Source organism: Amycolatopsis sp. 3B14, from assembly GCF_050958625.1.
In the GTDB taxonomy this organism is placed as follows: Bacteria; Actinomycetota; Actinomycetes; order Mycobacteriales; family Pseudonocardiaceae; genus Amycolatopsis_E; species Amycolatopsis_E thermoflava.
Map to the genome: position 1 here is coordinate 66494 of NZ_JBHZEN010000041.1, position 10127 is coordinate 76620.

At 73.0% G+C, this 10127-nt stretch carries 12 protein-coding genes; 5 read left to right on the forward strand and 7 right to left on the reverse strand.

What is annotated here, in order from left to right; all coding sequences use genetic code 11:
* Positions 1–179: 179 nt before the first annotated feature.
* The gene (locus ACCP09_RS23200; RefSeq protein WP_051362917.1) at positions 180–392 is read right to left on the reverse strand and encodes a DUF2795 domain-containing protein; all 213 of its coding nucleotides are present in this window, start codon (positions 390–392) and stop codon (positions 180–182) included.
* A 55-nt stretch (positions 393–447) separates the two neighbouring features.
* Positions 448–1548, reverse strand: a complete 1101-nt coding sequence (locus ACCP09_RS23205) for an FUSC family protein (RefSeq protein WP_433750100.1) — start codon at positions 1546–1548, stop codon at positions 448–450.
* A 2-nt stretch (positions 1549–1550) separates the two neighbouring features.
* Between ACCP09_RS23205 and ACCP09_RS23210 the strand changes: the two genes are divergently transcribed.
* On the forward strand, positions 1551–2057 hold the full coding sequence (locus tag ACCP09_RS23210; protein ID WP_433750124.1) for a GNAT family N-acetyltransferase: 507 nt from the start codon (positions 1551–1553) through the stop codon (positions 2055–2057).
* 13 nt (positions 2058–2070) lie between these two features.
* Here the strand turns inward: ACCP09_RS23210 and ACCP09_RS23215 are convergent, their stop codons facing one another.
* Both ACCP09_RS23215 and ACCP09_RS23220 read right to left on the reverse strand, forming a co-directional pair.
* A complete protein-coding gene (locus ACCP09_RS23215; protein WP_378337219.1) occupies positions 2071–2817 on the reverse strand; it encodes an ANTAR domain-containing response regulator in 747 nt (248 codons plus the stop codon).
* 326 nt (positions 2818–3143) lie between these two features.
* Positions 3144–3572, reverse strand: coding sequence for a cupin domain-containing protein (locus tag ACCP09_RS23220; RefSeq protein ID WP_027934312.1), 429 nt, complete (start codon positions 3570–3572; stop codon positions 3144–3146).
* A 212-nt stretch (positions 3573–3784) separates the two neighbouring features.
* On the opposite strand from ACCP09_RS23220, the gene ACCP09_RS23225 reads away from it, so the two are divergent.
* Positions 3785–4588: an SDR family NAD(P)-dependent oxidoreductase gene (locus ACCP09_RS23225; RefSeq protein WP_027934313.1), complete on the forward strand. Its 804-nt coding sequence runs from the start codon at positions 3785–3787 to the stop codon at positions 4586–4588.
* Here the strand turns inward: ACCP09_RS23225 and ACCP09_RS23230 are convergent.
* The 3 genes from ACCP09_RS23230 to ACCP09_RS23240 are packed head-to-tail and all read right to left on the reverse strand — an operon-like array spanning position 4579 to position 6614.
* The gene (locus ACCP09_RS23230) at positions 4579–5241 is read right to left on the reverse strand and encodes an alpha/beta fold hydrolase (RefSeq protein WP_433750106.1); all 663 of its coding nucleotides are present in this window, start codon (positions 5239–5241) and stop codon (positions 4579–4581) included. The two genes, ACCP09_RS23225 and ACCP09_RS23230, sit on opposite strands and share 10 nt — an antisense overlap.
* Positions 5238–5678 (reverse strand): ester cyclase, encoded by a 441-nt coding sequence (locus ACCP09_RS23235; protein ID WP_027934315.1) that lies wholly within the window; start codon positions 5676–5678, stop codon positions 5238–5240. The genes ACCP09_RS23230 and ACCP09_RS23235 overlap by 4 nt, the downstream gene beginning before the upstream one ends.
* Positions 5679–5687: 9 nt before the next feature.
* Entirely contained in the window at positions 5688–6614 is a 927-nt protein-coding gene (locus tag ACCP09_RS23240) for an NADP-dependent oxidoreductase (protein WP_433750110.1), read from the reverse strand.
* Positions 6615–6729: 115 nt separating this feature from the next.
* Between ACCP09_RS23240 and ACCP09_RS23245 the strand changes: the two genes are divergently transcribed.
* The 3 genes from ACCP09_RS23245 to ACCP09_RS23255 are packed head-to-tail and all read left to right on the forward strand — an operon-like array spanning position 6730 to position 10104.
* Positions 6730–7374, forward strand: a complete 645-nt coding sequence (locus ACCP09_RS23245; protein WP_027934317.1) for a TetR/AcrR family transcriptional regulator — start codon at positions 6730–6732, stop codon at positions 7372–7374.
* Positions 7375–7426: 52 nt separating this feature from the next.
* Positions 7427–8503, forward strand: coding sequence for an NAD-dependent epimerase/dehydratase family protein (locus tag ACCP09_RS23250; protein ID WP_433750114.1), 1077 nt, complete (start codon positions 7427–7429; stop codon positions 8501–8503).
* A gap of 11 nt (positions 8504–8514) precedes the next feature.
* Positions 8515–10104, forward strand: a complete 1590-nt coding sequence (locus ACCP09_RS23255; protein ID WP_123685051.1) for a phytoene desaturase family protein — start codon at positions 8515–8517, stop codon at positions 10102–10104.
* Positions 10105–10127 lie beyond the last annotated feature (23 nt).

The following is a 10127-nucleotide window of genomic DNA, read 5'->3' on the forward strand; positions in this document are numbered from 1 at the left end:
GCGGAGCGGCGAGCCGGGGCGTTCGTGGGGTGTTGGATCGAGGGTTCGCCGGGCGGCGAGCCAGGGCGATCGGCGGGCGGTGAGTTCGGGGCGGTGAGCCGTGTCCGCGGCGGTACGCCAGGCACTCGCCGAGCAGGAGCAGGTGCGGTGGCGCGGCGCGTAGCCGCGCCACCCCGAGGTCAGCTCCGGTCGTCGTCGGACTCGACGCGGACGGCCGAGATCAGCTCGGTCCAGCTCCCGTAGCCCACCGGCGGGATCGCGCGCAGCGCGGCGACCGTGTCGTCGTCGGCGCCGTTGCGCTCCGCGCACTCCAGGATCTGCGGCTTCTCCGCCGGGAAATCCAGGTCCTGCAGCGAGGCCTCCAGGCTCTCCCGGGTCGTGGTGCGGTTCATCGTCGTCCCTCCTTTCCCGCCTGTGGGCTTGCCGCCCGCGGCGGGCTCAAACGGGTCAGCTCGGCGCGGCCGTCTCCAGCACCCGCACCGAGCGGGCCACCGCGAGCAGCGCCGCGTCCTCGGCCTGCCGCATCACCGTCGTGACCCGGTCGAACCGCAGCCTGCCGTCCAGTTCGCGGTGGTGCGCGGCCAGCTCGTCCAGGTAGCCGGGCAGGTCGGCGAGCCGGTCGTCGTTCTGGTCCAGGCAGGCGACCGCGCCGGCGAGCTGGTCGAGCAGCCGCGCGTACTCCGCCGTGAACTCCGGGTCGGCCTCGTCCTGCTGGGCGGCGGTCACCAGCGCCTCGGTGATGCGCTTGACCTGCTCGGAGACCTCCTTGAGCACGCTCAGCGGCGACTCGAAGGCCGACGGCAGCGGCAGGCGGCCGCGGCGGCGGTGCACCAGCCAGCGGATGTTGAACCGCACGCTCTCGCGCCCCCAGCTGACCGCCTCGTCGGCCCGCGCCACCGTGGAATCGAGGCGGCGGGCGTGCCGCAGCCAGCGGGTGGCGGTGTCGGCGTCCCAGTCCTCGCGCAGGTCGCCGGCGATCGACTGCAGCAGGTCCCGCACCTCGGCGGCGAGCGCGGTCACGGCGTCGCGCGTGTGGCGCAGGTGCACCGGCGGCAGGACCACCGTGTTCACCACCACCCCGATCGCCGCGCCGAGCAGGCTCTCGGCCGTGCGTTCGGCCAGGTAGAGCAGGTTGCCCGCGGTGCCGTAGGAGATCATCAGCAGCGCGGTCACCCCGACCCAGATGCCGCTGCCGCCGAACCGGTGCCACTGGCCGAGCAACATCCCGACGAACACCGCCGCCGCGAGCGCCAGCGCCGGCTGCGGGATCAGGTGGGCCGCGGCGTAGGCGAGGGCCAGCCCGAGCAGCAGCGCCGCGGTCTGCTGCGCCGCGTTGGTGAGCGAGCGGTAGACCGTCGCGGTCATCAGGAACACGGCGGCATACGGCGCCATGAACGACTGCGGCGACGGGACGACCACGCGCGCGACGAGCCAGGCGAGCACCGCGGCGAGCGCCATCTTGACCGCCTGCAGCACGGCCTCACGCTCCCGCCCGGGGAAGCGCGCGGCCCGCCGCAGCCAGTACCAGGGTGACAAAATTCGTGCCATCGATGTGGCGGTACCCGGTCACACTGTGCGGCATGCGCATCAGGACTGCGACCGCGGCCGATTTCGACCGGCTGCCGGAGGTCGAACGGTCGGCGGGGGAGTGCTTCCGGGACATCGGGATGCCCGAGATCGCCGACGACGTGCTGCCCACGCCCGCGGAGCTCGCGAGCTACCCCTTCGCGTGGGTGGCCGCCGACCCGGAACCGGTCGCGTACCTGGTCGCGGCCCCGGTGGACGGTGCGCTGCACATCGAGCAGGTGTCCGTGCACGCCTCGCGCGCGCGGCGCGGCATCGGGCGGGCGCTGATCGAGGAAGCCGCGCGGGCGGGCTTCCCGGCGCTGACGCTGACCACGTTCGCCGACGTGCCGTGGAACGCGCCGTACTACGAGCGGTGCGGCTTCGTCCGCCTGACCGCGGACGAGCTGACGCCCGGGCTGCGCCGGATCCGCGCGGCGGAGGCGGCGCGGGGACTCGACCGCTGGCCCCGGGTCGCGATGCGCCGCGCCTGAACCGGCCCGGGCGTCAGCGTGCGCGCACGGACTCCAGCAGGTCGATGGCGACCTGGCGGAGTTTGATGTTCTGCCGTTGCGACTGGTCCACCAGCCGGTCGAACGCCTCGCCCGCGCTGATGCCGTGCACCGCCATCAGCACCCCCTTCGCCTGGTCGATCTCGGCGCGCGAGGTGAGCGCGCTCTCCAGGTGCCGGATCTGCTGCCGCGCGTGGTACCAGCGGCGCGCGTTGCTGATCGCCGCGGAGGCGGCGCCGGTGAACAACCGCATCAGCTTCTGGTCGAACGGGTCGAACGCGCCGTCGACCCGGCTGTACAGGTTCAGCGAGCCGACGAGCTCGTCGCCGTCGCGGGTGCCCGCGCCGAGCAACAGCGGCACGGCGAGGAACGCCAGGACGCCGCGGTCCTGTGCGGCGGCGGCGAACTCGGGCCACGTCCCATTGTCCGGTTTGGACACCGCGCGGACCGGTTCGCGCGTGCGGACGGCCAGCAGGCACGGGCCGTCGCCCGCCACGTACTGGGCCTGGTCGATCCCGGTCAGTTCGTTGTCGGTGGTGGCCGCGGTGCGCGGCCCGGCGTCGTCGAGCAGCGTGACGCTGACGGCGTCGGCGTCCGCGATCGCGTTCACGGCGGTTTCGGCGAGCCGCCGCAGCACCGCGTCGAGTGGCTCCTCTTCGTCGATGCCGAGGCGCAGGTTCTCCAGCGCGAGGGTGACGTCGTCGAGTCTGGCCAGTGGTGCCGGCCGCTCGGATCTGGTCATGTGTGGGTTCTCTCCGCGAGTGCGCTGCCGGGCACGCCGCCGGACCGCCGCGCGGAACGCGGGCGGTGCACGGGTGCCGTGATGTGGTGGGTGATCCGGGATCCGCGGCGGATCAGAACCGGAGCCTGCCCCCCAGCACGTTCGAGCACGGCGGGGATGAATGCGGACGTATCCGCTGGAGGTCGTTCATCGTCAAGCCCTTCGCCTCGTGGTGCCGTCCGCCGTTCGGACGGCGTTGGGCGCCGGCTGCTTGACGCTGGCCAGGATCATACGTGCCCCCGTGACGGCGACCAACAGAGCCCGGAGAAGTGGGATCGGGGCCGCGCTCAGGAATCCGGCCGGTCCACCTGGGCCCACAGGCTCGGCAGGTTGACCACGACACCTTCCTGGCTGCTGCGCGCGATGATCACGACCGCGTCCTCGTCGCCGGGGTTCTCCTCGCGATGCGGGACCCAGGGCGGCACGAAGATGTAGTCGCCCGGCTCGGTCTCCAACCGGATCTCCTCGTCGCCGTCGGCGAACACGAACACCGGGTGCCCGGACTTGACGTAGATCGCCGTTTCGGCTTCGCCGTGGTGGTGGTCACCCGAATTGGTGCGCGGGCCAACGTGCGTCTCGCCCATCCAGACCTTCTCCGAGCCGGCCGTCTTGCCCGACACCGCCTCCAGCCGCCGCATGCCGCTGGTCTGCGCGGTGTCGCCGGTCAGCTCGCTGCCCTTGATGTGCCGCAACGGGCGGTGCCAGGCCTCGGTCACGGGGACGTCCTCCCAATCCGGTGAAGCTCTGCCTCCCACGGTAGCCGGTTTCGGCGGCCCCCCGCGCGCCCGGAGGAGCCCGCGGATGCGGCCAGCCAGCGGATGCGGCAGCACGATCGAGCGCGACCCGTCGTCGGCGCTCGGCGACATCAGCGCGGCGCGCGGCAACGCGTAGCCCGAGTGGGCGGCCCGGATCGGGGTAACCGCCCGCCATGACGAACACAGGAACAAGACCGCTCGCGGTGGTCACCGGCGCCTCCACCGGGATCGGGCGCGAGCTGGCGAAGCAGTTCGCCTCGCACGGCTACGACCTCGTGATCGCCGCGGAAAACGCGGAACTGGACGACGCGCAGCGCGAGTTGCTGGCGCTCGGCGCGCAGGTACTGGCCGTGCGGGGCGATCTCGCGAGTTACGACGGGGTCGAGAACCTGGTCGCCGCGGTCGCGTCGGTGGACCGGCCGCTGGCCGCGCTGGCCGTCAACGCCGGGGTCGGGGTCGGTGGCGCGTTCGTGGACGGCTCATTGCGCGACGAGCTGAACGTGGTCCACCTGAACGTCACCTCGGCCGTGCACCTGACCCGCCGCCTGCTGCCGGGAATGGTGGAGCAGGCGGCGGGTCGGGTGTTGTTCACGTCCTCGGTCGCGGCCATGACCCCCGGCCCCTTCCAGGCCGTCTACGGCGCGAGCAAGGCGTTCCTCGCGTCGTTCGCCGAGGCGCTGCGCGAGGAGCTGAAGGACAGCGGGGTGACGGTCACGGCCCTGCTGCCGGGCCCGACGGACACCGAGTTCTTCGAGCGCGCCGGGATGACCGACACCAAGATCGCCCAGGGCCCCAAGGACGACCCCGCGGAGGTCGCCGAGCAGGGGTTCGCCGCGATGATGGCCGGGAAGGACAAGGTGGTCGCCGGTTCGGCACGCAACAAGGTTCAGGCCGCGGCGGCGCGGGCGGTGCCGGAAACCGTGAAGGCGGCGATGCACCGCCGGATGGCCGAACCGGGTTCCGCCGGTCAGTCCTGAGTGGACAGAGCCAGGAGCATCCCGGTGAGCTCGTCCGGTGCGGTGACCATGCACTCGTGGCCGGTGCGCAGCTCGGTGACCGGCCATCCGGCGTCCCGCGCCAGCCGGGCCAGCGGCATCCGCTCGTTGTCCAGGCACACCACAGCGTGGCAGGGGATGGACTCGACCGCGCCGGTCAGGGTCGTCGGCTCGGCGAACGACCGGCGCGGGTGCGGGACCATGTTCGCCTCCAGCCACTTGACGTCGGCGGGGTCGGTGACGCCGACGGCCGCCGCGGGTGGCACGCCGATCAGCCCGTCGACCGTCGTCGAGTCCACCCACTCGGTGAACCACCCCGGCGCACGGCTGTCCAGCGACTCGCCGTTCCGGCCGAACCACGCATCGACGAGCACCAGCCGTGCGACCCGTTCCGGCACCCGGTCGGCGGCCTCCCGGACGACGAAACCGGCGTAGCTGTGCCCGACGAGCACGACGTCGTCCAGGTCCGCCAGCAGCGCGGCCACTTCGGCGGCGTGCGTGTGCAGGCCGGCTCCGGCGTCCATCGGCAGGTCCGGGGCGATCACCCGGTGACCCCGCTCGCGCAGCGGGGTCGCCACGCGGTCCCAGCACCATCCGCCGTGCCACGCGCCGGCCACGAGGACGTACGTGCTCATGCCGCCTCCCGCCACTGGGTGAACCGCTTGCCCGCCTCGTCGGTCGACAGGCCCAGCTGCTCGCACATCCAGTGGAAGTCGAAGAAGAACCGCTCGTGGGCGATCAGGCCGTCGCGCACCTGCCAGTGGCAGGCGAACGGCAGCTCGAACGACTTCCCGGTCGGGTCGATCCCGGCCAGCGCGCCGCGCATCGTGGCGCTGATCGTGCCGGCCCCGACCACGAGGTCCCCGGCGGTGCGCAGGTAGTCGGCATGCACGCGGTAGTCCGGGAACGCGCGGAAGAACCCGGTGAACTGGCGCCCGGCCTCCGCGGTGCCGTGCGCGACGGCCCGGAAGGGGACGGTTTCGATGACCACGTCGGGGTGGCATTGGGCCAGTGCGGCGCCGGTGTCGGCGCGGCTCTTGGCTTCGGCGTAGGCGCGGACGGTTTGTTCCACGGTTCCTCCTCAGTCGGTGACGGTCAGGACGACTTTGCCGGTGGTGCGGCCCTCGGCGAGCAGGTTCAGGGCGCGCTGGGCATCGGTCAGCGGGAACGTCTCGCTGACGTGTGGCGACAACTGTCCCTTGTGGACCAGATCGGTGAGTGCGGCGAGCCCGGCGGCGTCCGGGTCGACGAGGTAGCCCACGGCGCGCACGCCGAGTTCCGCGGCGCGCTCGTGCAGTCCCGGCGTCCACGCGGACTGGCCGCTGACCAACAGGCCGCCCGGCCGGAGGGCGCGCAGCGCGGCCAGGCCGTGCTCGCCGCCGAACATCTGGACGACGACGTCGACGTCCCGCGCGGGCGGCCCGGTACGGTGGTCGACCACCTCGTCCGCCCCCAGCGCGCGCACGAACTCGTGCTTCGGCGGGCTCGCCGTGCCGATGACGTGCGCGCCGCGGGCCTTCGCGATCTGCACGGCGAGGTGCCCGACGCCGCCCGCCGCGCCCGAGACCAGCACGCGCTGCCCGGCCGTCACGCCGGCGACCTCGTTGAGGATCTGCCACGCCGTCAGCCCGGCGAGCGGCAGAGCAGCCGCTTCGGGGAAACCGAGCCCCTCCGGCATCGGCGCGAGGTGGCGGGCCGGGGCGGTGAGGTAGTCGGCGAACGCGCCCGCCGCGCGCGGGAACCACGGCATGCCGTAGACGCGGTCGCCGGGCGCGAACCGCGTCACGCCGTAGCCGACCTGCTCGACCACCCCCGCCACGTCCCAGCCGTGGGTGTGGGGCAGCGACAGGACCATGTTGTAGGCCTGGCCGATGGCGGTGTAGTGGTCGACGGGGTTGACGCCCGCCGCGAAGACCCGGACCAGGACGTCGCCGGGGGCGGGCCGGGGTGTGGGCACCTCGGCCACTTCGAGCGGGTCGCCCCACGCCCGCTGCAGTACCGCTCGCATGTCTGCTCCTCCAAGTTGGTGGACACTCGTACGGTAAGTTCGTGCGGTTCGCGCCCGCAATTCTCCGAAGGGAATCGAGCAGGCGGTGGACGGCTGTCCGGGATAGACTGGGCGGGTGGCTGACGTGCATGTGGACAAGCGGGTGCAGCGCGGGTTGCGCTCGCGGCGGGCGATCCTGGACCGGGCGATGGACATCGCGTCCGTGGAGGGGCTGGAGAGCCTGTCCGTGCGGCGGCTGGCCACCGAGCTGGACGTGAGCAAGAGCGGGGTGTTCGCGCAGTTCGGCTCGAAGGAGGAGCTGCAGCTGGCGACCGTGCGCGCGGCCGTCGAGGTGTTCGTCGGCAAGGTCGTGAAGCCCGCGCGGAAGGCCCCGGCTGGGCTGCGGCGGGTGTGGGCGCTGGCCGAGTCGTGGCTGGCGTACGTGCGGCAGCCGGTGTTCGCGGGCGGGTGTTTCTTCGTCGCGACCGCGGCCGAGTTCGACGCCCGTCCCGGCCGCGTGCGCGACGCGATAGCCGCCGGACGGCGGGACTGGCAGTCGCTGTACCGCACGACGATCGCCGAGGCGCAGGAGCTGGGCGAGATCGACCCGGACGTGGACCCGGCGCAGCTGGCCTTCGAGCTGGACGCGCTCACCAGGGCCGCCGCCGAGGACGCCCTGCTGCACGACGACCCGTCCCGCTACGACTACGCCCGCACGGCGGTCCGCGCGCGGCTGGCGGCGGTGGCGACGCCGGACGCGCCCGCCTTGCCTGCGGACTGAGAAGTTCCGCGCCCGGCGGTTAGCGAACCCGCCCTCGTGGAACACGTCCGGCATGAAGGTCGTGGTCACCGGGGCGTCCGGCAGCATCGGCACCGCGTTCCTGCGTGCGGCCGCGCGCAGGCCGGACTGGGAGGTCGTCGGGCTGGCGCGCCGGATCCCGGACGCCCGTCCACCGTACGACAGCGCCCAGTGGGTCGACTGCGACCTCGACTCCGACTCCGCCCCGGACGTCCTGCCGAAGGTCTTCGCCGGGGCGGACGCCGTCGTCCACCTCGCCTGGGCCATCCACCCCGGTGCCGAGGAGCCGCCACGCAACCGGACCAACATCGAGGGCTCGCAGGAGGTCCTGGCCGCCGTCGCCGAGGCCGGGGTGCCGCAGCTGGTCTGCGCGTCCTCAGTCGCCGCCTACACCCCGGCCCCGCGCTGGACCCGCGTGGACGAGGACTGGCCGCGCACCGGCGTACCGGGCAGCGCCTACAGCCGTGACAAGGCGCGCCTGGAACGCCTCGTCGAGCTGTTCGCCCGGCAGCACCCGGACGTGCGGGTCGCGGTGTTCCGGCCGTGCGCCGTCGCCCAGTACGACTCCGGCGCGCAGCTCGCGCGGTGGACGCTGAGCCCGCTCCTGCCGACCGCGTTGATCGGCAACCGCCTGCTGCCGGTGCCGCTGTGGAGCGGTCTGCGTGCCCAGGTCGTGCACGCCGACGACGTCGCCGACGCGATCTGCCGCATGCTCGACCAGCGCGCGGAGGGCGCCTTCAACCTGGCCGCCGAACCGATCCTCGGCGTGAACGACCTCGCCGAGCTGTTCGGCGGGTTCCGCGTCCCGGTGCCGCGGCGGCTGGTCACCACCCTGGCCCTGCCGACGTGGCGGCTCGGGTTGCAGCCGATGCACCCCGGCTGGCTCACTCTCGCCGACAAGGCGCCGCTGGTCGACACCACCCGCGCCCGCGCCCACCTCGGCTGGGAACCGCGGCACGACGCGAAGGAGGCGCTGGCCGAACTGGTCGCCGGGATGCGTGACGGCAGTGGCACCGGCAGCGGGCCGCTCGCGCCGCGGGGTGCGGAATCGTGGCTGGAGCGGTTGGCTGGGGTCAGGCTGGGGCGGCCCAGCCGTCAGACGCAAGCCTAGAAGGGAGCGTCGTGACCGAAACTGTCGACGCGGTCGTCGTTGGGGCGGGCCAGAACGGTCTCGTGGCGGCGAACGTGCTCGCCGACGCCGGGTGGAGCGTGCTCGTGCTCGAGGCCGCACCGGAGCCCGGTGGCGCGGTGCGCAGTGCAGAGGTCACCGCGCCCGGGTTCCGCAGCGACCTGTGCAGCGCGTTCTACCCGCTCGGCTACGCGTCGCCGGTGTTGCGGGAGCTGGGGCTGGACTCCTACGGCCTGGTGTGGAGGCACGCGCCGCTGGTGCTGGCCCACGTCCTGCACGACGACCGGTGCGTGGCGTTGTCCAGGGACCTCGACGAGACGGCTGCTTCGGTCTCGACCTTCGCCGCCAAGGACGGCGACGCCTGGCGTGATGCGTTCGCGCAGTGGGAGAGGGTGCGCGACGACCTGCTGGAATCGGTGCTGCGACCGTTCCCGCCGGTGCGGTCGGCGTCGAGGCTGGTGCGCCGGATCGGGGTCGCGGAAACCTTGCGGCTGGTGCGGATGGTGACGCTGCCGGTGCGGCGGCTGGGTGAGGAGCTCTTCGACGGCGAGGGCGCGCGGTTGCTGTTCGCCGGCAACGCCCTGCACACGGATCTTGGTCCGGACAACGCGGGCAGCGGTGTGTTCGGGTGGCTGCTGGGGATGGTCGGGCAGGACGTGGGTTTCCCGGTGCCGGAGGGCGGCGCGGACCGGATCATCACGGCACTGGTGCGCCGTCTCGCCGACCGCGGTGGCCGGGTCGAGTGCAACCGCCGGGTCCGGGACGTGCTGATCGCGGGGAACCGGGCGATGGGTGTGCGGGACGAGCACGGTGAACTGGTGCGGGCCAAGCGGGCGGTGCTGGCGGACGTGCCGGCCCCGGCGCTGTACCGGGAGCTGGTCGGGGAGGAGCACCTGCCCGCCCGGTTGGTGTCCGACCTGGACCGTTTCCACTGGGACAACGCGACGATCAAGGTCGACTGGGCGTTGAGCGGGAAGATCCCGTGGACGGCCGAAGCGGCGCGCCGGTCGGGCGTGGTACACCTGGACGCGGACCTCGATGGGCTGACCGCGTACGGCGCGGACCTGGCGTGCAGCCGGGTGCCCGAGCGGCCGTTCCTGTTGCTGGGCCAGATGACGACGACGGACCCGTCCCGCTCCCCGGCGGGCACCGAGGCGGTGTGGGCGTACACGCACGTGCCGCGCGGCGAGCGTTGGGACAGGGACCGGCTGGAGCGCTACGCCGACCGGATGGAAGAACTCATCGAGCGACGCGCACCCGGCTTCCGCAGCCTGATCAAGGCGCGGTGCCCGCAGGGCCCGGCGGAGCTGGAGGCACTCAACCCGAGCCTCGTACAGGGCGCGATCAACGCCGGCACCGCGGCGATCCACCAGCAGTTCGTGTTCCGCCCAGTCCCCGGCTTGTCGAGGGCCGACACCCCAGTTGATCGGCTCTACCTGGCCGGCGCCTCGGCCCACCCCGGCGGGGCGGTGCACGGAGCACCAGGAGCCAACGCCGCAAGGGCAGCACTAGCGCGCAACGGAATCACCGGCGGCCTGTACGGAAGTGCGATGCAAGCAGCACAACGAGCCATCTACTCGTAGCGAACCGCCGCCCGGCAACGAAA

Excerpts from the sequence above, each read along its gene's own strand:
- ACCP09_RS23200 (WP_051362917.1), bottom strand. The coding sequence starts at position 392 with ATGAACCGCACCACGACCCGGGAGAGCCTGGAGGCCTCGCTGCAGGAC.
- ACCP09_RS23225 (WP_027934313.1), top strand. The coding sequence starts at position 3,785 with ATGACGAACACAGGAACAAGACCGCTCGCGGTGGTCACCGGCGCCTCC.
- ACCP09_RS23240 (WP_433750110.1), bottom strand. The coding sequence starts at position 6,614 with ATGCGAGCGGTACTGCAGCGGGCGTGGGGCGACCCGCTCGAAGTGGCC.
- ACCP09_RS23250 (WP_433750114.1), top strand. The coding sequence starts at position 7,427 with ATGAAGGTCGTGGTCACCGGGGCGTCCGGCAGCATCGGCACCGCGTTC.
- ACCP09_RS23230 (WP_433750106.1), bottom strand. The coding sequence starts at position 5,241 with ATGAGCACGTACGTCCTCGTGGCCGGCGCGTGGCACGGCGGATGGTGC.
- ACCP09_RS23210 (WP_433750124.1), top strand. The coding sequence starts at position 1,551 with ATGTGGCGGTACCCGGTCACACTGTGCGGCATGCGCATCAGGACTGCG.
- ACCP09_RS23205 (WP_433750100.1), bottom strand. The coding sequence starts at position 1,548 with ATGGCACGAATTTTGTCACCCTGGTACTGGCTGCGGCGGGCCGCGCGC.
- ACCP09_RS23215 (WP_378337219.1), bottom strand. The coding sequence starts at position 2,817 with ATGACCAGATCCGAGCGGCCGGCACCACTGGCCAGACTCGACGACGTC.